The sequence below is a fragment of the Roseimicrobium gellanilyticum genome (assembly GCF_003315205.1).
GTDB lineage: Bacteria > Verrucomicrobiota > Verrucomicrobiia > Verrucomicrobiales > Verrucomicrobiaceae > Roseimicrobium > Roseimicrobium gellanilyticum.
Genome location: NZ_QNRR01000002.1, coordinates 214,521 through 239,552 on the forward strand (window position 1 = coordinate 214,521; position 25,032 = coordinate 239,552).

Annotated in this window: 24 protein-coding genes; 17 read left to right on the top strand and 7 right to left on the bottom strand. The window is 58.8% G+C overall.

What is annotated here, in order from left to right; translation table 11 throughout:
- The first annotated feature begins 28 nt into the window (after positions 1-28).
- The 7 genes from DES53_RS06180 (at position 29) to DES53_RS06210 (ending at position 5,198) form a co-directional block, all read left to right on the top strand.
- On the top strand, positions 29-571 hold the full coding sequence (locus DES53_RS06180) for a hypothetical protein (protein WP_170156898.1): 543 nt from the start codon (positions 29-31) through the stop codon (positions 569-571).
- A 109-nt stretch (positions 572-680) separates the two neighbouring features.
- On the top strand, positions 681-947 hold the full coding sequence (locus tag DES53_RS06185) for a hypothetical protein (RefSeq protein ID WP_113957366.1): 267 nt from the start codon (positions 681-683) through the stop codon (positions 945-947).
- Positions 948-1,042: 95 nt separating this feature from the next.
- Positions 1,043-1,696: an ankyrin repeat domain-containing protein gene (locus DES53_RS06190; RefSeq protein ID WP_113957367.1), complete on the top strand. Its 654-nt coding sequence runs from the start codon at positions 1,043-1,045 to the stop codon at positions 1,694-1,696.
- Between the two features lie 270 nt (positions 1,697-1,966).
- Complete coding sequence (locus DES53_RS06195; protein ID WP_113957368.1) at positions 1,967-2,500, top strand: hypothetical protein; 534 nt, start codon at positions 1,967-1,969, stop codon at positions 2,498-2,500.
- A gap of 102 nt (positions 2,501-2,602) precedes the next feature.
- Positions 2,603-2,959: a hypothetical protein gene (locus tag DES53_RS06200; RefSeq protein WP_113957369.1), complete on the top strand. Its 357-nt coding sequence runs from the start codon at positions 2,603-2,605 to the stop codon at positions 2,957-2,959.
- A gap of 372 nt (positions 2,960-3,331) precedes the next feature.
- Positions 3,332-3,799 (top strand): VOC family protein, encoded by a 468-nt coding sequence (locus tag DES53_RS06205; RefSeq protein WP_113957370.1) that lies wholly within the window; start codon positions 3,332-3,334, stop codon positions 3,797-3,799.
- A gap of 748 nt (positions 3,800-4,547) precedes the next feature.
- Positions 4,548-5,198, top strand: coding sequence for a DNA alkylation repair protein (locus DES53_RS06210; RefSeq protein ID WP_113957371.1), 651 nt, complete (start codon positions 4,548-4,550; stop codon positions 5,196-5,198).
- A gap of 367 nt (positions 5,199-5,565) precedes the next feature.
- Here DES53_RS06210 and DES53_RS06215 read toward each other — a convergent pair whose 3' ends face one another.
- Positions 5,566-5,946, bottom strand: coding sequence for a hypothetical protein (locus tag DES53_RS06215; protein WP_147263242.1), 381 nt, complete (start codon positions 5,944-5,946; stop codon positions 5,566-5,568).
- Positions 5,947-6,396: 450 nt separating this feature from the next.
- Here DES53_RS06215 and DES53_RS06220 point away from each other — a divergent pair, with 450 nt between their 5' ends.
- Positions 6,397-8,571, top strand: a complete 2,175-nt coding sequence (locus DES53_RS06220; RefSeq protein WP_113957373.1) for a serine/threonine-protein kinase — start codon at positions 6,397-6,399, stop codon at positions 8,569-8,571.
- 127 nt (positions 8,572-8,698) lie between these two features.
- Here the strand turns inward: DES53_RS06220 and DES53_RS06225 are convergent, their stop codons facing one another.
- On the bottom strand, positions 8,699-9,802 hold the full coding sequence (locus tag DES53_RS06225; RefSeq protein WP_113957374.1) for a L,D-transpeptidase family protein: 1,104 nt from the start codon (positions 9,800-9,802) through the stop codon (positions 8,699-8,701).
- Positions 9,803-9,993: 191 nt separating this feature from the next.
- On the opposite strand from DES53_RS06225, the gene DES53_RS06230 reads away from it, so the two are divergent.
- From DES53_RS06230 to DES53_RS06255, 6 genes are all read left to right on the top strand, one after another.
- Positions 9,994-10,920: a sugar phosphate isomerase/epimerase family protein gene (locus DES53_RS06230; protein WP_113957375.1), complete on the top strand. Its 927-nt coding sequence runs from the start codon at positions 9,994-9,996 to the stop codon at positions 10,918-10,920.
- A 12-nt stretch (positions 10,921-10,932) separates the two neighbouring features.
- Positions 10,933-11,232: a hypothetical protein gene (locus DES53_RS32825; protein WP_170156899.1), complete on the top strand. Its 300-nt coding sequence runs from the start codon at positions 10,933-10,935 to the stop codon at positions 11,230-11,232.
- Positions 11,229-11,567 carry a hypothetical protein gene (locus DES53_RS06240; RefSeq protein ID WP_113957377.1) on the top strand — a complete coding sequence of 113 codons (339 nt, stop codon included), beginning with the start codon at positions 11,229-11,231 and terminating at the stop codon, positions 11,565-11,567. Before DES53_RS32825 ends, DES53_RS06240 begins: the two co-directional genes overlap by 4 nt.
- A 148-nt stretch (positions 11,568-11,715) precedes the next feature.
- Positions 11,716-12,291 carry a DJ-1/PfpI family protein gene (locus tag DES53_RS06245; RefSeq protein WP_113957378.1) on the top strand — a complete coding sequence of 192 codons (576 nt, stop codon included), beginning with the start codon at positions 11,716-11,718 and terminating at the stop codon, positions 12,289-12,291.
- Positions 12,292-12,338: 47 nt separating this feature from the next.
- A complete protein-coding gene (locus tag DES53_RS06250) occupies positions 12,339-14,591 on the top strand; it encodes a c-type cytochrome (RefSeq protein ID WP_170156900.1) in 2,253 nt (750 codons plus the stop codon).
- Positions 14,592-14,595: 4 nt separating this feature from the next.
- Entirely contained in the window at positions 14,596-16,113 is a 1,518-nt protein-coding gene (locus tag DES53_RS06255) for a DUF7133 domain-containing protein (RefSeq protein ID WP_113957380.1), read from the top strand.
- 411 nt (positions 16,114-16,524) lie between these two features.
- On the opposite strand, the gene ispE is transcribed toward DES53_RS06255, so the two are convergent.
- Positions 16,525-17,373 (bottom strand): 4-(cytidine 5'-diphospho)-2-C-methyl-D-erythritol kinase, encoded by an 849-nt coding sequence (gene ispE, locus DES53_RS06260; RefSeq protein WP_113957381.1) that lies wholly within the window; start codon positions 17,371-17,373, stop codon positions 16,525-16,527.
- Between the two features lie 228 nt (positions 17,374-17,601).
- Between ispE and DES53_RS32435 the strand changes: the two genes are divergently transcribed.
- Both DES53_RS32435 and DES53_RS06270 read left to right on the top strand, forming a co-directional pair.
- The gene (locus DES53_RS32435; RefSeq protein ID WP_147263243.1) at positions 17,602-19,203 is read left to right on the top strand and encodes a gluzincin family metallopeptidase; all 1,602 of its coding nucleotides are present in this window, start codon (positions 17,602-17,604) and stop codon (positions 19,201-19,203) included.
- Between the two features lie 144 nt (positions 19,204-19,347).
- Positions 19,348-19,695, top strand: a complete 348-nt coding sequence (locus DES53_RS06270; RefSeq protein WP_113957382.1) for a VOC family protein — start codon at positions 19,348-19,350, stop codon at positions 19,693-19,695.
- A gap of 84 nt (positions 19,696-19,779) precedes the next feature.
- On the opposite strand, the gene DES53_RS06275 is transcribed toward DES53_RS06270, so the two are convergent.
- From DES53_RS06275 to DES53_RS06290, 4 genes are all read right to left on the bottom strand, one after another.
- A complete protein-coding gene (locus tag DES53_RS06275) occupies positions 19,780-20,439 on the bottom strand; it encodes a purine nucleoside phosphorylase YfiH/LACC1 family protein (protein ID WP_113957383.1) in 660 nt (219 codons plus the stop codon).
- A gap of 145 nt (positions 20,440-20,584) precedes the next feature.
- Positions 20,585-21,040: a MarR family transcriptional regulator gene (locus DES53_RS06280; RefSeq protein ID WP_113957384.1), complete on the bottom strand. Its 456-nt coding sequence runs from the start codon at positions 21,038-21,040 to the stop codon at positions 20,585-20,587.
- A gap of 452 nt (positions 21,041-21,492) precedes the next feature.
- Entirely contained in the window at positions 21,493-22,341 is an 849-nt protein-coding gene (locus DES53_RS06285) for an FAD:protein FMN transferase (RefSeq protein WP_211325462.1), read from the bottom strand.
- Positions 22,338-24,209 (bottom strand): flippase activity-associated protein Agl23, encoded by a 1,872-nt coding sequence (locus tag DES53_RS06290; RefSeq protein WP_113957386.1) that lies wholly within the window; start codon positions 24,207-24,209, stop codon positions 22,338-22,340. The genes DES53_RS06285 and DES53_RS06290 overlap by 4 nt, the downstream gene beginning before the upstream one ends.
- A gap of 100 nt (positions 24,210-24,309) precedes the next feature.
- On the opposite strand from DES53_RS06290, the gene DES53_RS06295 reads away from it, so the two are divergent.
- A complete protein-coding gene (locus DES53_RS06295; RefSeq protein ID WP_113957387.1) occupies positions 24,310-25,020 on the top strand; it encodes a DUF1573 domain-containing protein in 711 nt (236 codons plus the stop codon).
- Positions 25,021-25,032: the final 12 nt, after the last annotated feature.

Here is a 25,032-nt window from a genome sequence, read left to right on the forward strand (position 1 = left end):
TAGGCCGCTAGGCCGCTTCCCGCTCACCGTGATGCGCGACAACAACTTACCCAAAGACGTTGCCGTCCTTGTCGAAGCGGAGCTTCACTCGAGCGAGCGTGTTGTTTGGACGGGACAGCCGATTCCGGGGCGCTTTGCCTGGCGCGGCATCGGCGACGTTTTGTTCGGCATCCCATGGACTGCCTTTACCATCTTTTGCATGGTAAAAGGTGACGACTCTTCGAAGCTGTTCGGCCTTCCGTTCTTGCTTATTGGTGTCTGGCTGCTTTCTGGCCCCTACCGCATGCGACTCAAGGCGGCTCGAACGGCTTATGTCGTTACCGACAAGCGCGCACTGATTCTCGAGGGCGATTGGTGTCGATCGACTGCCATTCGATCATGTGAGCCGCAGCATCTCGGCGACATTCGCTGCGTGCAGAAACCTGATCGCTCAGGTGACATCATTTTCGGGTGCACTGCGATCAGCAGTGACGAGATCGCTGACTACGGATTTCTTGGTATCCACGATGTGAAGCACGTGGAGACACTTGTCCGACAACTCTCGAAGGTGGCCATCAACGACGGCGCCTAACCAAGCGCTGCAGCCAACCCGCTGGGCGGCGGAGCCTGGGGACGAAACCGATCACTTTTGTCTCGCCCAGTGGTTGGCTGAGCTTTAGCGTTCCACCAACTTGAGCATCATGAGTGAATCTGAGGAACTCATCATCTATCCTGTGCCAAGTCTCGTAGCTACGCTCCTCAATCGGGGGCGTGCAAAGGGAAGTCCACTCACCGAACAGGAGGTGATTCAGATTCATGACGTTTGTCCGTCGATTGCTCTTCGTCCCGATCAGGTGCGCCAAATTGAGGATCAGCGAGGCTACAAGGACATTGATCCCGAAAACTGTTGGGAAGAGTGGCAAGAAGCCCGAAAGGACCTTATCAATGACGAATCAACCGAGGTCTAACCAAATGCTACAGCAAACCCGGTTTGAATGTCGTGGTTGCAATCGTAACGTCCCGCGGGCCGGGTCGCTGAGCTTGCGTTGCTCGCCTCAAAAATATGAATCGCTGGAGAACCATCATCAATCTAGTCGTAGTCGCTCTCGTGGCGCTGCCGATGGACGCGTTTGCCGAAAAGGAAGGGGATGAGCCGGAGCCCCAGAACAACGTGATTCCGGCGGTTAAGAAGGCCATCGGTCCAGGTGAACTGTACTGGCTTATGGATCGAGCCTGTGTTCATGGGGACGCCATGAGTGTGCAGATGCTCCTCAACGCCGGAGCGGAACCGGATGGCGTGAACGACTACAAGCATTTTGAGCGGTTCGAACCCACGTGGCATCTTCATCAAGCGGCGTATGGAGGTCACGTGGAGGTGGTCGAGATGCTGTTGAAGGCCGGAGCGACAGTCGATCTCCCGTGCGGTGAGGGAGAGACCGCACTGTTCATGGCCGTCTATCAGAACCGGGCGGCCGTGGTGCGGCGCCTGCTTGAGGCCGGCGCCAATGCGAGCCTCAAGGTCAATGGCAAGACCGCGATCGAAGTCGCTCGTGAAAAGGGACTTCGCGATGTCGTCTCCATTCTTGAACACGCTGCGGAATCGAAACAAAAGGGCGGACAAGATGGCGCTGGGCAACCGGCTACCCGTTCCGAGCCGCCTTCGAAGGGTGGCAATAAACCTCAACCAGCATCTGCATCGGAGGGACGCGCCCGGTAGCAGATGCCAGGTCTCCGACGTTTGGCAAAGATCTCGTCTCGATATGCCCTCTGCCGCTGCCTACATCGACAGGCTGACTCCTGAGCACGTGGTGGCTGCCCAAAAGGCGGGCAAGTCCTGCGTTTTTGCCCGTTAACATACGTTTTCGGCTTCTTTTCCTGAATGCCTGCAACGCTGAAGCTGGTAATGGCCTGAAAATGTGCCTGCTGTAGCGGGTTCGAATTCTCCTGCGTGGTTGCAGGCAATTTGTATGTTAGGTGACTTCTACTCGTGAGCCTCGATCGAATCCTTCTACTGTGTTTTTCCATCTCGGTGTTCGCTGGCCTCACGTACGGCGCGACGCGGTTCATGTTCCTCCTCGATCGTCCCACTTTAGGCGCCACATGGGGTTCTACGTCAGCCGACGAGTCGCGGGTCGATGGATTTTATTTGGGAACTTACACCCCGGACAAGCGACAGATTGTACTGCGTGACTCGTCCCTTGTCACGATCCCCGATGCGTGGATCGAGCACGCGTGGAGTGCCCAGCTTACACTGCTTCTTAAGGACACCAAGCGACGCGCCGAAGGCCACTACTTTAACATCCCGATTCCTCGCCAACCCGGCTCCGAGTCCGCCTACTTCATCGAATTGGCCGACCCAGATGAGCCAGTCATGTACTATACCGTCCCGGCGGGCTGGCAGGCAGAGTTCGATGCCCTTCCTGCAACGGTGACCGTTGCCGTCAAAGAAAAGAAGCAGGGTAGCGATTCGTGGGAAGACGCCATCACTATCGACACCATCAAGTTTTCCCGTGCATTTTAGAATGTCGCTTAACCATGGGCTGCAACGGACGGCCGCGGGCTGGCGCTGAGCTTGGAGTCGTTAGGCCCACTTGAGCGATCATCACACCATACGCCGAATTCCATGACGATAGAAGACTGTTACAAGAAGTATGGAGAGCCGCTTTACGTCGGTTCCAAACATTTGATCTGGAAAGACAAGGAGCAGAACAGGGCCTTCAAAGCAACACGCCCCGGCTACCTTACCGGGGGAAGTGTCATCATCACTTCCCAACCATGGCACGAGCCGGCTGACGCCTCTTCGCCTCACCCATCCACCGCAGAGATGATCGAGTGCCTGCAACGTTTTGGCTTTTCACAAGTGAACTCAAACGATTGGCAGCATGCGAATGGGACCATGGCGAGGAATGTAAAGCCCGGCGATTTCATCAAGACGAAAGAACGCGTCGTTCCCATCGATGTTCACCTCGAGAAGCCATGACGATGTGGCTTCCTGAGTGACAGCGTGCGGAATTCATGCGTTAGGGGTGAGCGCAAAGGGACAGACAAATGGAGTTGCGTCGTTTCCCTTTTCGAGCGTGGCAGATACGACTCCAAACTCCCCAAGTTCATCCCCTACCGTCCCAAGGGCTAGCCATGCGTTGCAGCCAATCCGCCAAGGCCGCCGACGTCTGCACATGAATGCGAACACTTCAGTGACGCCCGGCGGTTGGCTGAGCTTTTGTCGGTCGGCTGCTGAGCCTTTTTCCCCGTGACCAAGAAAATTGAAAATGAATGTCCTGAAGTCGCTCGCTTGTTCGTCGTAGCATTGAACGACCCGAAAACCATCAACCTAATTGCAACGAACAATACTATGACAAGTTCCATCCGCACCTGCCTCTGGTTCCGCGACGGGCGAGGCCGTGAAGCTGCTGAATTCTACTGCTCCCTGATCCCAGGAAGCCGGATCGAGAAGACCTTTTCTGCCGACGCCGGACATGGTGCCTTCTCGGTGATTGACTTCTCGCTGGGCGGAGTGCCCTACCAGATACTCGACGCCGGACCGATGTTCACGCTGACTGAGGCGGTGTCGATTTCCGTGGCGACGGACGATCAGGCTGAGGCGGATCGGCTTTGGGCGGCGCTGACCGCGAATGGCGGCGAGGAAAGCCACTGCGGATGGCTCAAAGACCGCTACGGGGTGTCGTGGCAGGTTTACCCCAAGCGGCTGACGGAGTTGACGACGAGTCCTGACAAGGAGGTGTCCGCCAAGGCGATGGCAGCCATGATGAAGCAGATGAAAATCGACATCGCCGAGATCGAAGCAGCGGTTCGTGGCTAGAAGAAGTGCACGGCCCAACCAGACGTCGCAGCCAACCCACTGGGCGGCGGCGTCTGGAAGCGGAGGCGATGACTTTTGTCTCGCCCAGCGGTTTGCTGAGCTTTAGCGTTGGGTAAGTTGGCCACGTTCCTTTTCATGAGTAAGTCCACCACCATGAGGACTAACCATGCGCTGTAGCTGCAACTCCGCTGGCGTTTACTCGAAAGTATCAGTAATAGACGCTTTCCTATTTCATCTGTTTACGTCAATCTTTTGCGATATGGCGGACAAATGTAAGTTTTGCGGATCGTCTTCTTATGGCACGTGCTCCAGCAGTCCACACAAGCGACACGAGCATATCGGGAACTCCCGGAGCTGTGTTTTCTGTGGTTCATCATCCTACGGATCTTGCTCTTCGAGTCCGCATCGCAAGCACCAGCACGGACATGGTGAGAACAAGTGCATTTTCTGCGGCTCAACCTCAAGTGGCTCGTGTTCGTCCAGTCCGCATGGACGACATGAAAAGTAAGTCCGGCCTTCAGTTCGCATGATCTCCTCCAACGTTTCTCCGCGACTTGTCTGACAGTTCGCAACTCTGACGCAAAAAATTCATTTCATTCTTGGGACGAAGTTGGGAAGGCGGTTCGTCCTTGATGGTCTACTTGAACCCGGTGCTAGGCGCTCGCGCACTGATGGTAGAACGAACGTCCCTTGCGGGCCGGTTGGCTGAGTTGTAGCGTCCGGCGAGTTAAAACCGGAGACAGACACCATGGCTATATCGTCCCGAGCACAGAAACTTGTCGCCGAGATCACGAACGGAAACGTGAAGCTGGGTGACCTGAAAGCGCATGGCAAGGTGATCAAGAAGGACCACCCTCTTGCCATGGAGCTTTGGTCAACGGGCGAGTTCTACCCGCGTCTGCTCGCGACCCTCATCTTTGATAACAAGCTGCTCTCGGAAGAGGTCCTCAATGAGCTGGCCTCGGACATGCTTGGGCATGACCTGACAGAGCGCAGTCAATTGGCTGATTGGTTGCTGGCGAACCAATTGACGAAAGACAAGAAGCTGGTCGCTCTGATGGCGGTGTGGGAGGGGAATTCTTCCCCGATGCTACGGCGCTTGTTCTGGTATCACCAGGCGCGTTTGCGCTGGGTCGGGCAGGCGCCTCCTGGGAATAGTGCCGAGCTGCTCGATTCCCTGGAAAGCAACATGGCGGCTGAGGAACCGGAAGTGCAATGGGCGATGAACTTTTGCGCGGGCCAGATTGGGGTGCATGAGCCGAAGTTTCGAGCTAGATGTATCAAGCTTGGGGAGGCCCTGGGGCTCTACAAGGACGAGCATGTGGCCAAGAATTGCACGCCGTCTTACCTGCCTGAGTTTATCAGAATCGGGTGGCGAAGCGTGAGTGAGGGCGAATAGTCAGTTAGGACAAATGACTTCGTTGGCCAGCCAGAGTGAAATGGTTCATCAAGACTTGCGCGATAAACCGGCAAGTTCCGGAGCAATGCGAATTGGCGAGACGTTCGAAACAGACCCAGTGTCCTTCTCCTGGACCCCTTCAGGGTCCCAGTGCTTTTAACGTTTACCCAAGGTGTCGGTCGCTATGGCTCCCTAACCTTGGGCTGGGCTCCTACAGTCCTTCAGACTGCAACTTCGAGTCAGGTCACGCTGCAGACAGGGGCCCGAGAGGCCACATCGCTAGTTACGATGCAGGATGTGTACGGCGGGTAGGAATACCCGCCGACCGCTGTCCGGTCAGAAGACCCGACTTCCTGTTGGGGCGCCATCACTTTTCCACGGTGATGGCCAGTTTTACGATGCCGTCATCAATGTGGATCACGTTGTCCAGGACCTCGATCTTCGGTTGGTGAGGGAGGGCTTCTTGGAAGAGCGGCCTGCTTTGGTAGAGAGTAACCAGTTGGTCGTCCGCACGCCGCATCTGTACTTTCCACTTGTTGGACTCCATGAAACCGACGCCGTGGTAATCAAAATAGGAAATGCCCACCACCTCATGTCCGGCCACGTTTCCGCGATAGAAGGTTTCCAGTTCCTGGTAGTGGTGCTTGGTGGCCAAGGCATAGAAGACGAATACGGTCCCAACAGCGAGACCTCCGATGACCGTGCCCAGAAGGGTGAACAACAGTCTTGTCCTAGTCGTAGTCTGCATGGGGGATTTTAGCCTCGATCGACGAAGAGGAAGAGGGACGCGACCTCTGCGGGTCGGGCAACCGTAGGACGGTGAAGGAAGCATCTCCTTCAGGCAAGGGCCAATCTGTTCATCTGCATGGAGGGGCAGGTACGGAAACGTCACTTGCCCCACTCTTGTGCGCATTCCAAGGCCCCTTCATTTCACGGGACAGGACTGTCCCAGTTTGCAGGGCGTAGGATGTCCAAGATAGCTGTCGGTCTAAATTTTTATCTAGCCCTGAAGTGTAGGAGCAGAATTCATTCTCGGTTCCATTCAGTCTAAGAATTGCGCTCCTCTATCGTCCACATCACCAAACTTTGCGAAAAGAAGCGGTTTTGAGGGGCAAAGGCCAAAAAATCTGAAAAATTTGCTAATTTTTGCTAGCACTCATATTGACCAAATACTCGAACGAGTGAAATTACTATAACAATGGCAGAGCGTTACGAGTTTGTCCGAAAAGTCGCCCAAGGCGGCTTTGGTGAGGTGTATACCGCCCTCGATCGCACCCTCAAGCGGGAGGTGGCCATCAAACGGCTGCTGAACAAAAATGATGGTGCGGCAGAGGAAGAAGCTGAGGCAGCATTCCAGCGGGAGGCCCTCGTCCTTGCCGCCATGCAGCATCCGAACATCGTCCAGATCTTCGACTTTGACCGTGATGAGGACGGCACCTTCGTGGTGATGGAGATGCTGGAGGGCAAGACCCTCAAGGAAGCGCTCGACCGTGGCGCGCTCACCTGGGAGGACTTCACGCGTCTCGTTCGCCAAACGCTCGATGCGATGGTGGCCGCACATAAGGCGGACATCCTTCACCGCGACCTGAAGCCGGAGAACATTTTCCTGAAGCGCACCATCACCGGTTCCTGGACGGTGAAGGTCCTCGACTTCGGTCTTGCCAAGCTCTCACAAACGCCCAGCCGCCAGACCATGGACGGCAAGGGCAACGTCTTCGGCTCCATCTATTACATGGCGCCGGAGCAGTTCCGCCGTGAGCCGCTTGATGCCCGCACGGACATCTATGCGCTCGGCTGCGTGTTTTATCAGGCGCTGACCCAGCGTTTCCCCTTTGAGGGTGAAAACATGGCTGGCACCATGGACGCCCACCTCAACCATCAGGTGAAGTCCGTGGAGCAGCGTCGCAAGGACACTCCTCCTGCCATTGCCGCCTGGCTGAACCGGATGATCTCGCTGGATCGCAATGAGCGTCCCTCTTCCGCGAACATGGCGCGCCGCGAGTTCGACGAAGCTCTGGAAGGCAAGGTGCCTGCTCCGGTCCTGAAATCGGCTGCCGCCGCTGTCTCCCGTCCGTCCTCCACGCCCACGCCGCCTCCGGCGCCGGTGGCCCGCCCGCCGATGTCAGGCGCGTCCGCTCGCCAGGCTGCCTATGCCGCGAATGGCTCCGGCATGTCCGGTGGTACCGCTGTGGCAGCACCGCCTGCTGCCCCCCGCGCGACGCACTCTCAGCGCAGCGCCCCGGCTCGTGCGACTTCCGGTGTGGTCACGGTGAATCCGCGTGTGCTCTCCACTGCCGCAGTGACCCGCCCCGCCGAGGCAAAGACTGGGTGGAAGAAGCACCAGAACCTCATCCTCGCAGGTGTGCCCGTCTTGCTGGCAGGTGGTTTCTTCCTTTTTCTCAGCCAGCGCAGTGACGAGGGAAAATCCTCTGCCGGCGTGAAAACGGAGGCGACCTCGAAGCCTGTCTCGCCCGCAGCTCCTGCTTCGCCGCCGAAGCCTTCCGAGCCACCCATTCCCACGGCCCTGTCTCTGACCTTGCCCTTCGAGGACAAGCTCACCTGGCGCTTCCGGGGAGGCGTGGAAATCTGGAACCAGGGTGACAATGGCCAGCAGGGTCGCAAGACCCCGCTCAGAAACCAGCGCATCCACTCTTGGAGGAATCTGGCTCCCAGCTTGAAGGAAGTGTACATGAGGCCGCACGGCTCCGTCACAGACAACGCGCCGAATGTGTCGGTGGGGGATATCAATGGTCCTGGTACGGAGTCTGCACGCCTTGGTTTCAATGGCAATCAGGGCATGCGCCATCAGCTGGACTCCAGTGTCGGGCTGAAAGCTCCGGGTAACGGCGTGTCCGGCTCGAAGGGCGTTACCCTCGCGGCAGTTTTTCGTGCCAATGCCTCGAAAAAGGACAAGTCCATCCGTCCGCTGCTGGTGAGTTCCAGCTTCTCAAAGGATTCCATCAGCATTCACCACAGCCACATCGCCGGGCAGTATTGGGTGCGAGTGCAGCATGGGCCGGATCTCGTGCTTCCGCTGGTGCGTCCGAAGCAGTTTGAGGCCAAAGGTTCCCCCTGGGCGTGGTCCGTGGTGGTGGCAGTCTGGAATTCCGCTGAAGGCAAGATCCGTCTGTCCGTGCGCTCGCCTGATGGTCAGGTGGTGAAGGCGGATGAGATCACGATTCCCAAGGGTATGCCCATGATGGACCAGATCACGATCGGTTACTATCCGCTGCCCTCGGATACCAAGCTGGAACCCAACGAGAAGTTCGATGGGGATATCGTGGATGTGGCTGTGTACCAGGACGCCCTGGACTCCGCCGGCCAGGAGAAGCTGATGAACGCGATGTGGGATTGCTATTTCCCGAAGCGGTAGAGGGTTTTTCCGCGCGCGCTGAGGTATACAGGCTTGCATCTCTGGGTTGTGCCTTGAGCACAACCCCGATTTCCTCGAGCTGATGTGAGGTGATGGCACGCGTGAGCTGGCTCATCCCGGTGATGCCTCAATGCTCAATGATGACCTCATCACCCACCGTGGTCATGGAGAAGAACTTCTTCGCCATCTCATGCGGCAGGCGGATGCAGCCGTGTGAGGCAGGGCGGCCGGTGACGTAGCCGCTGTGCAGGCCGATGGCGCTGCAGTTCAACCGGAGGAAGTAGGGCATGGGCACCTTGTAGATGGTAGAGGTCCAGTCCTTGTACTTGTTTGTGATGACGTAGCGCCCCGCCGGCGTCTCGTACCCACGGCGCCCGGTGGAGATCTTCGTCTCCAGCATGAGCTTGCCTTCCACCTCCAGTTTGGCCTTTTGATCCCTGAGGTTGATCGTGATCAGGATGTGCGGCTCCGTGTCCGGACTGCGTCCCAGCAGCAGGCGCATCACATAGAGGTAGCGACGGTCGGCGGCAAAGTTCAGCGCGTAGCGGTAGCGAGGCTGGGTGGCGATGCCCCGGTCCGCGCCGTGCTTCAGCAGCAGGGTCACTGCCTCCACATCGCCACGGGCCGAGGCGGCCATGAGCGGAGTTACGCGATGCTCGCGCTTCATCTCGGAGCGCAGGTAGCCATCTGGTACCAGTGTGAGGAATTCCGCACTTACAGGGCTGCCAAAAGCCTTGTTGGGATCACCGCCTGCTTCCAGCAGCACCTGGAGAAGGGTGGGGTGGCGGCGCAGGGAGGCAAGCGCCACTGGCGTGTGTTTGCCAAGACCCGGAGTATTCGGGTCGGCTCCATGGAGCACGAGATTGATGGCGATGTCCGGCCGGCCAGCGCGCAATGCCTGACAAAGCGGCGTATCGCCCGAGGAGGTCACCATCTGGCCGGAAGTGCCGGTGCGCAGCAGCTTGTCCACCAGCTCTGCGTCGCCCGATACCACGGCATCATAGATGGTCGGGGAGGTGTCCTGTTGAGGGACCTCCACAATGGCGCGGCGCGTCTCCACCACGGGCGGCCCTGCGGGATTGGAGTTTTGCAACACGGCCTCAGGCACCGCTTCCGCCTTGGGCACGGGACTCGTCGGCGTTTCACCTGCCCCTTTCACCTCACTGACCTCGGACATGCCGAGGGCGAGAAACAGCGTCAGTGGCGTGGCGGTGAAAAGGCGGCTTCTCATGGTCAGGTTTCCCTAGCAGACTGCTAAATCATTATGAAGTCGGTGGAAGGGTGTGCAAGTGGAGAGGCCGACGCTGATTTTGGTAATTTCAGGATCGCGCGTGACGCATCGGAAAAACGTTTTTTTGATTTACGGCAAATCGAAGGAAAGGGACGCGCGTTCTTGATGCGTTAAGGTGCGTCTCCCACACCATGACTTCTCTCAACCGTCGACAGCTCCTGAAACGCACGGCCGCCGCAGCCGCCAGTCTTGCCCTACCGCAAATCCCCATGCGAGCCGAGGATGCGCCCTTCAAGCTGAAGTACCTCACGGGCTCGGCCATGTACGGCGAGTTGCCCATCGATGTCGTCATCGCGGAAACGCCCAAGACCGGGGCGAAACATCTGGACGTCTGGCCGCGCAGGCACGGCTCCCAGCGGGAGCAGATGGATGAACTCGGCCACGACAAGGTGGCGGAACTCCTGAAGAAGCACGACGTGAAGCTGGAGGTCAGCACCCGCTACGACCTCGGTCCCTTCAAATTGCAGGATGAGTTCGCTGTCCTGAAAAAGTTCGGCGGCAGCATCATCGTCACCGGAGGCAAGGGGAAGGCAGGCCTCACCGGGGAGGAACTCAAGGCTGCGGTCAAAGCGTTCGCAGAAGAACTGAAGCCTCACCTGGTCAAAGCAGGTGAGCACGGCATCACCATCGCCGTCGAGAACCACGGGAAGAACCTTATCGAGTCGCCGGACTCCATCAAGTGGCTCGCCGAGTTCGGCGGTGACCTTCCGCTCGGCATTGATCTGGCTCCCTATCACCTCCCGCAGGACCCGGAACTCCTTGCCGGACTCATCCGCACGCTGGGCAGCAAGCTCTCCATCCTCCTCGCCTGGCAGTACGGCATGGGCTGCATGAAACCCATGCCCAAGGAGGAGGAACTCCAGCAGATGCCCGGTCGCGGCAAGCTCGACTTCGTCCCTCTGGTGAAGGCGCTGAAGGACATCAAGTTCCAGGGCTTCACGGAAATCTTCATGCACCCCACGCCACGCGGGATCCCGATTCTGCCCACGGCAGAGGAGACGACGAAGGAGATCATTCGTGCGAAAGACTATCTAGACGGCTGTGTTCGCGCTCTGTAGTTTTCTGGTGTCATGTCACTCGCGACGAGCTGGAAACGAATTTCAACACATCTCGAAGAGGCGCGTAGGCATTTGCCTGCGCAGCCTTTGTCAGGGGAAGAAGGTGGAAGGATTGAGTCATATACCGAGTTTCTTGACCACAATGAACTTGAGCTTGCCTTGGATGAGCTTGAGATGCTTGCATCGGCGAACACCGTGACCGAGTCCTTTTGGACTTCCATGCATGCAGCGGCGTGCGAGATGGGCCTCAGTCTGCGTGCTGAGCGATACAAAGCCAAGACTGGAACATACTCATCACCTGAACATTCATGAGCAAAGGCAAAGCTCTCATCGGCGTTGGCAAAACGATGACCGTTGCGCTGCTCGTCACGGTGATGGTAGGATGCGTTTCTCGGGGGTCGGAGCATGAAGGCAAGATTGCCTTGATCGACAGTCTTAACCTGACGGCTGCGGAACGCCAAATGCTTGAGCAGCGAGCCGCAAAGGGGGACGCCGCAGCAGCAAGTAGCTTGGGCAACTTCTACGCTCTCGTGTTGTGCGATGATGCCGTCGCGCTCCGCTGGTACAAGAGAGCTGCGGCTCTCGGCGGCAAGCAGGAACGGGAGACATATGAGTCCTTTGTATCGACCCTACACGACGATGAGTGAGCCCGGTCAGAGCAAGTTCGTACGCGAGACGTCCGTTGATTTCACGCCTCCTATTCCGGCAAAACTCGATTGACTCCTGACGCCTGATTCACGACTGCATCCCCAATACTCAACTCGAACACTTCTCCCACTCATCTACTCAAATTCTATGTCTCGCGGCAAAGTTCTCATCATCGTCGGCGACGCCACGGAAACCGTGGACACGTTGTACCCCTTCTACCGCCTCATCGAGGCCGGCATGGAGCCGGTGATTGCGGCACCGGAGAAACGCCGCTACCAGATGGTGCTGCATGAAGTAAAGCCCGGCTGGACCATCACGAAGGAGTGGGAAGGCTACAGCATCATGGCGGACATCACTTTCGCCGATATCAAGCCGGAGGAATACCTCGGCATCTTCTTCAGCGGTGGCCGCGCGCCGGAGTACATCCGTGAAGACGCGGACCTCATCCGCATCACGCAGTGGTTCTTCGACAACAACAAGCCCTGCGGCAGTGTGTGCCATGGTGTGGAGATTCCAGCGCGTGCCGATCGCGTCCGCGGACGCAAGATGGCCACGGTGGCGAAGTGCAAGTTCGACCTCGAGGTGTGCGGCGGCATCTACGTGAATGAGCCGAGCGTGGTGGATGGCAATCTCGTGAGCGGCCGTACCTTCCATGACAATGGTCACTTCGTGAAGCACTGGATCGCCCTGCTGGAAGAAGAAGCGAAGAAGCGCGGCAAATGAGGAATACGAGGGACAAGGGTCAGGGGACAAGGGGTAAGGGATGGCTCGTGGCCGTCTCCTGCCTTCTGGGTGTGTGGGTCGCTTGTCCCAAGGTGGCGGCGCATCCAGTACTGGCTGCGCCTCCGGACTATCCCTATGTGGGCGGCTTTGATCGCTTTACCGCGCAGGAGGATGATGATGCCAAGGTCGCGGAGGGTGGCTTGCTCTTGTTGAGCGAGCTGAACTGCGTGAGCTGCCACGCTCCTTCCTCGGAGTGGAAGGAACGTCTGCCCGGTCGTGCGAAGATTTCGCTGGATGGCGTGGGTTCACGTTTGGGTGAGGATGACCTCTGGCTCTTCATCCGTAGTCCGCAGCATCGGAAGAAGGGAACGCTGATGCCCGGCCTGTTCGCCGGGGAAGACCGTGACCCCAAGGCTGTCGAAGCCCTTGTCAGCTACCTCGCGACGTTAAAGAAGGAGCCAAGGAAGTTCCCCCAAGGGGACGTGGCACGTGGTCGTACACTGTATCACACCGTAGGGTGCGTGGCCTGCCATGATCCCGCAGCGGTGGCGGACTATCGCCCTGCAGAAGCTCCGGCGAATCTCGAAGTGGAAGAGCCCGGCCACCCTTCCTATCCCATCCTGCTCGCAGATCGGTATGATGCGAATGCACTGGCCGCCTTCCTGAAGGATCCGCTCAGCATCCGCAAGCATGGTCGCATGCCTTCCACGGAGCTCACGGATCAAGAGGCGGCGGATCTCTCCGCGTATCTCCACATCAGTCGCGAGCCCCTCGTGGTACAGGAGCGTACCCTGCTCGCCGTGCCGAAGCAGAGCGCGGAGGAGGGGAAGAGACAGTTCACCTCGCAGCGCTGTGATGCATGTCATGAGACACCCACTGTCGCCGAAGCAACGAAGGGCGAAGCTGCCCCTCGAGGAAAAGCCATGGCCGAACTGCGTGCGGGTCAGGGATGTCTCTCCAAGGAAAAGAAGGCGGGCACTCCCGACTACGGCTTGAGCGAGTTTCAGGTGAAGGCACTCACGCTGGCGCTGAAGTTGATCCAGGGTCCGGCCAAACCTGCGCCACAGACCGTCGCGCAGAAGTCGCATGATTTCCTCATCCGCATGGACTGCTATGCCTGCCATGAATGGCGCGCCACCGGCGGACTCGAAGAGGCGCGGGCGCAGTACCTCACCGTGTATGAGGCCGCTGCGCACTCGATGGGAGAAATCGGTCGTCTGCCTCCCAAGCTCGACAACGTGGGGCGCAAACTCACGCGCGCCTGGTTTGAAAAACTCCTCTGGGGCAGCGGTGGTGGTGTGCGCGGTTACATGACCACGCGCATGCCACGCTTCGGCAAGGAGAATACCCAGGACTTCATCGCCGGGTTCCAGGAGGCGTGCAAAGCAGAGAAGCCAGTCGAGATGGATACCAGCGGTCTCGCCAAGCATCATCGCGCCGAGAATGGCCGTACCCTCATCGGCGTGGGCAAGGGGGGGCTCGGATGCGTGTCGTGCCACGGACTGAAGGACCGCAAATCCCTCGGCGTGCCGGTGGTGAATCTCACGCACACGGCGCAACGCCTGCAGCCGGAGTACTTCAAGGAACTGCTTCTCAATCCGCAGGTCACCCAACCGGGTACCCTGATGCCGCCGCTCTTCATTGGCAGAAAAGCTGCGGACAAGGAAATTGAAATGCTATGGACCTATCTGAAGGAGCTTGATCAATCACGCCTCCCGGAAGGATTGCTACAGACGGGCGACTATGAGTTGAAGCCGGAGAAGACCGGCAAGCCCATCGTGTTCCGCACCTTCCTGGAAGGTGCCGGCATGCATGCCGTGGCTGTCGGTTTCCCCCAGCAAATACACGTGGCCTTTGATGCACTGGAGGCGCATTGGGCCATCGCGTGGAAGGGGCGTTTCGTCGATGCCATGACCACCTGGGAAGAGCGCGCCATGACCCCTGCGAAGCCGCTGGGTGAGAAGGTGCAGACCTTCCCCGCGCGCATGACCCTGGCGAAGCTCACGAGCGCGAACGATGCCTGGCCGGAAACCTATGGCACAAGCGCTGGCTACATCTCGAAGGGATACCGTATCGGCAAGGATGGCGTTCCAATCTTCCTCTATCTAGTGGAAGGCCTCATGGTAGAAGATTCCATCCGCCCCTCCGCAGACAAGAAGTCTCTGCGACGCACGGTTACTGTGAAGAGCTGGGTTCCCTCTGACGGCTGGTACTTCCTCGGCATCTCGAAGAATGCAAAACCACAGCCGCTGGTGTGGAAGGATGGCGCGGCGACGTTTGAAGAATCCATTGTTCCCTAGTGCGATGCGAGCCTCCCTGGCCACCACCCTGTTTGCCCTTGTCACCGCTGGTATCACGCACGCGGCGTCACCGAGCGCGCCGCTGCCGGTGATGAAGGACAATCCTTTCTACACGGTCACTCCGTACGTGCTGCCAGATGGCATCAAACTCGAGGCCAGTGGTCTCGCGGTGCTGCCGGATGGGCGGCTCGCGGTTTCCGTGCGCAAAGGCGAGATCTGGATCCTGGAGCATCCCGAAGCGGATCCCACAAATGGAAAAGCAGTGGGCTACAAGCTCTTCGCTTCGGGGTTGCATGAGCCCCTCGGCCTGCTCTGGCATGAGGGAGCTCTCATCACCGTGCAGCGTACCGAGGTCACACGCCTCCGCGACACAGACAATGATGGTGTCGCCGATGAATACGTCACGCTGGCGAAAGGGTGGGGCGTGAGTGGCAACTACCATGAATATGCCTACGGTCCTGTACCGGACAAAGAGGGCAATCTCTGGCTCACGCTCAATGCCTCCATGGGCAAGGAGGTCCAGATGGCTGGATTTCGCGAGACGGACAAGCCCTGGCGTGGCTGGGGCATGATCGTGACGCCGGAAGGCAAACTGGAACCCATGTGCGCAGGACTGCGATCCCCCTGTGGCATCGGCGCCAATGCGGAAGGCGATGTGTTCTGCACCGACCAGCAGGGCAATTGGTGGTCCACCAATCCGTTGGTGCATTTGCGCAAGGGCGTCTTCTTTGGTCATGCGGATTCCGTGCCGGACATGGAGCGTCCAACTTCGCCGGTGAAGCCCGTGGGCAAACTGCCCCAAGAAATCACCATTCCGGAAGCGATGAAGGTCGTGCCCGGTTATGTGCCTCCTGCCGTGTGGTTCCCGTATGTGAAGGCGGGCCAGAGTCCCACCGGATTGGTGTGCGATCTCTCGGGTGGAAAGTTCGGTCCTTTCCAGAAGCAACTCTTCGTCGGGGAGTTCGTTCTCTCTGGCGTGAACCGCGTGTTCCTGGAGAAAGTGGATGGCGAGTACCAGGGTGCCGTGTTTCGGTTTGTCGATGGTCTCCAGAGTGCCGCATTGAGTCTGGCATTCCTCCCTGATGGCTCGCTGCTCGTCGGTGAATCGAACCGCGGCTGGAACTCCCAAGGCACACGCTCGTTCGGTCTGGAGCGCATCAAGTGGAATGGAAAGACGCCTTTCGAAGTGGAGAAGATGGAAGCTTTGCCCGATGGCTTCCTGCTGACCTTCACGGATGCCGTGGATGCAAAGACTGCAGCAGATGTGAAGAGTTATGAGATGACCAGCTACACCTATCTCTACCACCAGAAATACGGCGGTGATGAAGTGGAGTCTGCACCGGTGAAGATTGCGACCGCCACCGTAGGAGAGAATAGCAGAACCGTGCGCCTGACGTGCGAAGGTCTCCGGGCCGGATTCGTGCATGAACTGCACCTCCCCGGCGTGAAGTCAGCAGCAGGTTCTGCATTGGTGCGTCCGGAGGCGTACTACACGCTCAATCGGATTCCGAAAGGGAAGTAGGTGAAGTGAGCGATTGGAGTGGAGGCGGCGTCGCACGAGGCGTCATGACTGCCTGACCTCGATGCTGCAACGGCTTCACTACCTTCAGCGTAGGGCTGCTACAGAGAAGCGCTCACGGGACGACAAACCTTTCCAGCCGGGCGTTTTGCATCGGGATGAAGGGCTGAAAACGATCGCCCAACTTTTTTCAAAAAATGTTCAACAATGTTGAACACGGATGAACCGGGAGACTCTAACACCTATGACAGCGTTGTGAGCAATTGCAGTGCTGTCAGTCTTGAGAGTGATTGGTTGTTGTCAATCAAACCCGCGAAAGCGGGACGTGTGTTGAGGTTGATGCCAGGGCTGGGAGGATGGGAGTCCTCCCAGCCCACTTTTTTGCCCAGATGCCGCTGGGGCTGAGTGGGCTGCTCAAAGGGTCTCCGCGACAAATACGTGGGTCGTCTCGCCGCACAGAGTGCGGGCGCGTTCTGCCAGCAGGCCTGCATCTGCGGCAGAGCGGGTCACGGCAAAGACTGTGGAGCCGGAGCCTGACATGAGTGCCGCCTGTGTCTCAGGTTGGTCCAGCAGCCACGTCTTCAGGGTGGGCAGCATGGTCCACTTCTCAAAAACCGGCCGCTCGAGGTCATTCACCATTTCGCCCCAAGCGCAGAGTTGGGCCGCATAAGTCACGCCGGGGAGTTCTTTGGATTCCTTCCAACGTTTGTAGGCCCATGGCGTGGGAATGCCGAAGGGTGGCTTCAGGAGCACCAAGGGAAGCCTCCAGGGAAAATGCTCCACCGGGGTGACGACTTCCCCTCGACCCGTGGCATCGCACGGCTTTCGATGGAGGAAGAAGGGGACATCGGAGCCAATCTCGGCCGCAATGGCTGACAGTTCGCTGGTGCTAAAAGGGGTGCCACTCAGTTCGTTCGCAGCCAGCAGGACTGTCGCTGCGTTGCTACTGCCACCACCCAATCCGGCTCCATGGGGAACGCGCTTCTCCAAGTGGATGTCCCAGGAAGAAGTGGACCCCAAGCGCTGCTCGAAGGCATGCAACGCCTTCAGGGCAAGATTGCTCTCATTGGTGGGGATGGTTGGATCGGAACAAGTGAGCACCGTCTCGCCGGATCCCTTGAGGGTGACCGTGACCTCATCCGCCAGGCTGATGGGGCACATGCGTGTCTCCACGGTGTGGAAACCGTCCTCCCGCTTTCCAAGCACGCGTAGGGATAAATTGACCTTTGCAGGTGAAGAGAGTTTTAGCGGTGGCAGGCTCATCTAAAGGAGTTTGCATACGCTGCCTGCATAAGGTGGTCAAGCCGGGGAAGTTCCGTCACGCACTATGCAAAAAACCCGGAAGAAGTCCTCAAAGTTCTTGTCAACAAGGCAGCCGTTTCGCTAGCTTTGGCAAAAATTTCACAATGTTCCGCTCCAGACATGCAGAACTTTGAGCGGTAGGCCCGCTGCCCCGGGGGCCCATCATGATTTCCAGAACCACCTGACACCATGAAAAATAAGGGACCCGCCCCCAAAAAGGCACCACCGGCCAAGAAACCGGTACCCGCCAAATCCAAGGTAGTGGCCAAAGCGAAGCCCAAGCCTGCCCCGGCAAAGAAGCCTGCAGCGCCGGTGAAAAAGTCCGCCACGGTGGCAGCCAAAAAGCCTGAGGTGCAGGCAAGGGCGGCGGTAAATCACTCCAAGAATGGGAAATCTGTGGATATCGCGGCATGGGATGTGGATCCCGAGTCCGATATGAAGGGTGGGAAGCGTCCTGCCGCCACGCTGTCTTTGGGCATTCTGCCGATGCAGATCCAAGGAGATGTGGTAAAGCCCGGTATCTATCAGCCAGGCTCGGCGAACTTCCGCTACTGGAATGCGGCTGATGCCTTGCGCCGTGCGCGCGATGTCTGGAAGCCCCACCTTCCGGAAGGGCTGCAGTGGCACCATGGTGCGACTCTGGAGATTGTCCTGGATGCGGGAGACGACCTCAATGCCTATTACGATCGCAAGACGCTCTCCTTCTATCGTGGCAATGTGAAGGGGAAGGACATCTACACCGCCGACAGTCCTGATGTGGTGGCGCATGAATTCGGTCATGCCGTGCTGGATGCCCTGCGCCCAGATCTGTGGGATGCGGCCCTGGATGAAGTGGCGGCATTCCATGAGTCGTTTGGTGACATCACGTCCATCCTCAGTGCGATGCAGCTTGAGTCCGTGGCGGAGGCGGTGATCAAGGAGACGGGTGGACTGCTCTATCAGAACTCCTCGCTCTCCCGTGTGGCGGAGCAATACGGCAAGGCTGTGTGCCTGCTGAATCCGAACTCCGCGCCGCCGGACTGCCTGCGCAATGCGGTGAATTCCTTCTTCTACCATGAACCCATGCATCTGCCGTGCATGGCGCCGCACTCGCAGCTCTCCTCGGAGCCGCACTCATTCTCACGCGTGTTCACTGCAGGCTTCTTTGAAGCGGTGGCCGGCATGCTGAAGGTGCACGCGGAGAAGCCGAAGGCCGCCGATGTGCAGGCGGTGGCAAAAGACGCCGCGGCGCTGCTCGCACGCGCGGTGCGTTCTGCCGCTTTGAGTGCGGCCTTCTACAGTGAGATCTCCGCTCAAGTCATTTGGGCAGATGCGCCGCTCTTCAATGGCAAGTATGAAGAGGTACTCCGCAGTGCTTTTGTACGCCGTGGTCTCCTGAGTCTGGAAGCTGTGCGCAGTCTCCGTGCTGAGGCCGCGCGTGCCGTCACTGCCGGCAAACCGAACCAGCCGGGCGATGAAATGCCTCGTGGCCGTGACATGATGATGCGCGCCAGCGCTTATGGCCTCGGCGAAGGCGCGCTCGTGGTGCGCACTGCCTCCTTCTCCCGTCGTGGCATGATCGCTCCTGCCGCGCCGGATGCCGGCAGCACGCCGGTGCCCGGAGTGGAGCAGGCGACGCAGTCCTTCCTTGAAACACTCTTCCGTCGTGGACGGGTGGATTTCAGCCAGTGCAAGGCCGGTCTCAGCAGCGTGCCGCACTCGCACGTGAAGCGGAAGACCCACTACCTCGTGGAGCAGAATGGCCAGTACCACCTGCGCCGCCGGTGCTTTGATGAGGGGATGGATTGGTAGGAGAGGGAGCAGTAAACAGTGAGTCAGTGTTCAGTATTCAGAACTGAAGGCGTGCACCGGAATTGCGGCATGCTATGGTTAAGCCGCGTGGTTTTCCACCCGTCTGATCACTGAATACTGACCTACTGTTTACTTTTGAATCCCATGCCCGTCGAAAAAGTAAAGTTCATGCTTCTCGCCCAGGACATGGGGCGTGCGGTGAAGTTCTACACGAACGTGTTTGGCTTCCAGGAAGGCTTCGTGAGCGAACACTGGTCCGAGCTTTCGTTCGGTGATGCCATCATTGCCTTCCATGGTGGCGGCGATGGAGCGCCGAACCCCACGGGGTTGAGTGTTCAAGTCGATGACGCGAGAGCGACGGCTGCTGCGATTGCTGTGGCAGGTGGCACCATCTTGGAGCAGCCCGAACAGCGTGAAGGCGAGCCCATCAAGCTCGGCAGGTTCCGCGATGCTGAAGGCAATGAAGTGATGCTGACGGAGTGGGTGGGTTAGAGAGGAACGCAGCACCCAATGTAGAAGGCTTCTCCAGAAGCCTTTCACGCTCGCGCGAGCTTCGGAGTTGCCGTCTCTGGACCGTTACCTTCTCCCCAACAACGCAAGCATCCTTCCCGTTTTCCCCTTTTCCACGCGGTAGCTGTAGAAACGGGTGAGGTCGGAGGAAGTGCACGTACCGTCGTCGTGGATTTGATGGGAGGGCACGCCGGCGGCGAGTGCTTGTGCACGAATGTCGGCGGCGAAGTCGATTTCGTAGGCGGGTGGGCGGATGCAGGGCGAGAGTTGCACGACGAGATCTTCGGGGCGGGTGCCGAAGGTGTCGCGCATGAGGGCGATGCCGGTGCCGGTGATGTTCTGTTCCGTGCCCTTCTTGCCGGAGTGAAGGACGCCGAAGGCGCCGGTAATGGGATCGGCGAGATAGACGGCGCAGCAGTCGGCGACGTAGATGCCGATCATCAGGCCGGGAGTATTGGACACGAGACCGTCCATCTGGGCTGCGGGTTCGATTCCCGCCTCGCGCACGATGGCGATGCCGTTACCGTGGACCTGGCAGGCGGTGGCCAGTGAAGCGGCGGAGAATCCCAGGTCCGCCACGATCTCATGGTGCCAGGCAGTGAGACGCCGCAGGGCTTCCTCTCGATCCACCTTCACATCGATCTCCGGGTGACGAAGCGTAAAGCCGTGGGCGAAGGGGGTGAGCCGGTCCAGGCTGGGGAAGGTGGCAGTGAGTGGGGGAGTCATGCGCGGCACGATGCGTGATGGCAAGATGCATACGAACCGTGATGTGTGCGAGCAACAGTTGCGCCGGTCTCTCGCGCTAAAAAGCCGAAAGGCAGGGATTGCTCCCTGCCTTTCGCGCAACTCAGTATATGTGCCGACGGTCTGCTTATTGCAAGGCCATGGCGGTGTCGCCGCGATAGTTGGCGACCAGAGTGTCCACATCGTAGGAGTTGGTCTCGTGCATGGCCTCAGCGACCCGCTCCTGGAGTGCCGTGCGAAGCTTGGAAACGAGTTCGAGTCCCTTGGTGGTGATCTTCACGAGCACCTTGCGGCGGTCGTCAGCGGCGTGCATGCGCTCGACGTAGCCGAGCTTTTCAAGGCGATCCACAAGGCCGGTGGCGGCCGCGGTGGAGTGGCCCATCTTGCGGGCGATGTCAGTCATCGTGAGATCACGCGACGTACCGAGATAGCTCATCAGGTAGAACTGAGCGAACGAGATATTCCCACGGCTCAGATCCTTGGAGAGATTGAGCAGGAACTCCCGCTGACTGAAAAGAATGAAATCGGCAACCTTCCCGGGGTCACGGAGGGAAGACTGCTTGGTTCCGTTTGCTGTGGCCATGGCTGTCTGGGTTGATGATTGACTGATGCTTACGGTCGTGGTGATGGAATAGCCTTGTTGAGGTAATAACCTACACCATCGAAACCTTTAAGGGCAAGCCCTTTTTATAGAAACTATAAAAAACTGAAGACTGAAGCAATTTGGTTGGTGCCGTTTGACAGTTAAGAATAACAGATTATCACCGCGCGGCAAGAGAATATTTTGAAAATGACAAACAAAAGGTAAAACATTTTCAAATTTGAGAAAATGTATTTATGTCAAGTTAACCGGCTATGTCCGTGCGTGTTAGAATGGAATTCACGCAATCCGTGAGTAAATATCGCCCATTGTTTGGTGTGACGATATGCTAAAAAATTCCAAGATTACACGCGCTGGGCGTGATTGTGCGGGATCCCAGAGAGTTAAGCCTGCGAATTGAGAGGATTTGGCAGCCGGAAATTGCGTGAAAAGCCTCAATTCAGGACAGCTTCCACCTCATGGTGGCGCTCGCAAAAGGCCTCAATTTCCTCGGCCGACATGATGGTGAAAGCCGTCGAGAGGGCGTCGCTGAGTGCCGCCGTGGGGGCGATGGCCCAGATGCGCTTCTTCTTGATGGGGGCCGGGCGCTTCGTCCGGGGGTTCATGATGTGCGCGCCTTTCACGGCAAAGCCGCTTGCGCTCACGGCACGGTCCTTGAGAAGCAGGACCCTCTGATGCTTGCCGTTGCCCACCGTCACGTTCCATCCGTCAGAGTCCGCGCTGCAACCCAAGGCAAGCACGCTACTGTCCCCGGCATTGAGCAGGGCATTATGCACGCCGTAGTCCTGCAATACCTGCACACACTGATCAAGTGCATAACCCTTGCCTACAGCACCGAGGTCCAGCACCGGCTCATCAACATTCACGGTGACGAAGCCGTCATCGGTCACATCAAAGACGTCCATACCCACCCGTTCGCGCGCATAGTCCACCTCGAGGTGATGTGGCACGCGCTGGCTGCCATCGTCATTGCGATACACGCGCATGAGTGGGCCGACAGTGATGTCGAAGGCGCCTTGGGTCTCCGCGTGCACCGCCTTGGCGAGTTGCAGGCAATCGAGTGTGGCGAGACCGATGGGGCAGGAGCCTCCTTTCTTGGAGTGATTGATGCGCCAGACGTCCGAGCCGGGCTTGAAGCGGCTCAGTTCCAGTTCGAGTCGATCAATCTCCTCCCACACGGCTGCGGCAGCTTGGGCGGCGTAGCCTCCCTCGATGTCCTCCTGCGCGATGGTGATTTCAAACTCGGTGGCCATCGCATGATGTCTGGCGCGGTAAGGGGTCACGAGCGGCGCCGGGATCTGCGGGATTCAGGAGAAGATTCCACGGTGGGAACGGGGTAGGGAGGGCCGACGAAAGGAGGAGGGCCTTCGTCCACTACGGGCTCAGCCTTCGCCGGCATGGTCGCGTCCGCAGGCGCAGGCGCAGGCGCTGTTGTTTCACCGGGAAGTGTGGTCACCGGTACGGGGGTGCCCACGGTATCCGCAGGAGCGGTGCCTGAGGCGGCGACGGTGGTGGAGGGAGCTGCGGATGGCGCGGCGGCAGGGGGAGGCTCGGAAGGTGGCAGCCCTTGGAATTTCTCCCAGAGCGATCTCTCCACCAGCAGGGAGAGATTGATGCCCGGACGCAGTCCCCAGAGACTGGACTCGTATTTGCCGCCCAGCTTTTCCCGCGCGGATTCCTCCAGTCCGAGGTCGACCACCACTACCGGAGCTTGGAGCACTTGGGGCATGACGGTCTGATAACCCACCGACTTCATGTCACGCAGGTACCAGGGGAGAGGCCAGCCGTTCTCGCTTTGCACCACCTGCACTGGCATGTTCAGGTTCTCGTCCGTATGCTTGGCCAGTGCGTGGATGCGGTCGGCAAGCGCCACGAGATTCGGAGAGGTGTGCGAATACACATACGGGTTGTGCATTTCACTCGCCGCATACCGCGTCTGGTGCTCATAGCTGAAGTCCGTGGCCCGGCTTGTCTGCTGGCACAAATTGAAGACACCGCCGGCGAGCAGCAGGGCCAGGCCGATCTTGACCAGGGGGAGATCCGTGAAGACCCGGAAGATCGAGCGCGCACCCAGGCCAGCCATCAAGGTCAGCGCGTATTGCACGCTGAGGATGGACCAGGGCGTCTTGTACGGGATGAAGCTGTAAATGCCGAGCAGCACGACGGTGTAGGTCGCGAAGAGGGTGAGGAAGGCGCGCTTGTGATCCGCCCGGCGGCGATCAAGGAACGCATTCAGCACACCGACCAGGCCGAGGCCCGCAATCAACCCCTCGGACCACAGGAAGCCCTGCCTGCGCCAGGCCAGAAGGGACAGGTAGTAGTGCCAGGGCTTTTCATGGCCACTGCCTTCGGAACGCTGCAGGTAGCTGCGGTACGTCAGCACGCTTTCGCCAATCTGGTCCCACGTTTTGAAGCCATTTGAGTACAACCAGGTGGACGTCACCAGGGCCACGAGGGCGACGATGAGCCATGGCTGCAGGGAAATGGGGGGCTTTGTGAAGCTGCGGAAACCGTACCCACGTTCTTTTGCCGTGAAGGGCAGGCCCATCACCTTCACCAAGCCATACCCGGCGGCCAGCGCGGCGATGTTCAGGACAAAGGTTTCCTTCGTGGCGTGCATCCAGCCGAGCATCAGGCCCGCGAGGAACAGCCACGCCAGGTTCTTGCTCTGGGACCATCGCCATATGGAGGCGACGAAGACAATCACCTGCAGGACAAACGGCACCTCCATGATGTAGTACCGGCTGTAGAAATTCATCATCGGGGACACCGCGATGAGCAGGGCGGCGACACCGGCGCCGGTCCTGCCGATCACATCCATCAGCAGCACCGGAGAGAGGATGAGCAGCATGCCGAAGACACACACCACCCAGCGCACCTGCTCCTCCGTCAGCGTGGCGGGGTCCATGCCGCGCAGGTTGCCCAGCCACCGGGCGGCGTGGTGGAGGAAGGGGCCGTGGTAGTCCTTCGGATCGTACTCGAAAGTGCCGGTCTCCCAGTACTCCTGGGTTTTCAAGGCCAGGATGGCCTCATCCGTGTGCATGGGCCTCTTGCCCAGGTCCGTGAACCTGCCCATGGCGCCAAGCGTGAGCGCCAGTGCCAGCAGTGCCAGCAGAGTTTTCCATCGTATAGGCTTGGGTTCCCGGGCCATGTCGTGGGCGGGAGGCTAAACGGCTAGATAAAAACGTCAAACCGTGTGGTGGATTTCCTGGTGAACACTGCGACCCGTATGTCACAGTATAGTACCTACCATGCGCAGCACGCTACTCATCGCACTTCTTTTGGGGCTGGCCCTGCCAGCCTCTGCCGGGCTCGTGTTCGATCAGGATCCACTGGAGCTCAGACCCAAGGCTGAGGATGAGAAAGTGGAGGCCAGCTTCACCTTCACCAACAAGGGGGACAAGGCCATCCGTGTGACTGGCCTGGACAGCACCTGCTCCTGCCTGGAGGCCAGCCTGGACAAGGCCGTGTATGCCCCGGGGGAGAAGGGGACAGGAAAGGCCACCTTCAAGGTGAGCAGCTTCGTGGGCCGCCACGAGAAGACCCTGCACATCTACACGGACAATCCCGCTGAGCCGGACAAGGTGCTCACGGTCATCCTGGAAGTGCCGGAGGTGGTGAGCATTGAACCCAAACTGCTGGAGTGGGTGGTGGGCGAGGAGCCGAAGGCGAAGGAGCTGACTGTCAAAATGGTCGGCGAAGAGCCCATGAAAATCAAAAGCGTGGCCGCCACCCGGCAGAATGTGACCTTTGAGACCAAGGAAATCACCCCTGGCAGGGAGTACCGCATCACCGTGAAGCCCTCCAACACGACCGAGATCACGGTGGGCATGCTGAAAATCGAGACGGACAGCAAGATTCCGAAGTTTGCCCGCCAGATGGCCTTCTTCAACATTGTGCGGCCGGAACTGGCGGAGAAGAAGGCCAAGGCTGCCGAAGCCAAGGCCAAGGAAGGGCAGTAAGGAGCGAGGGCG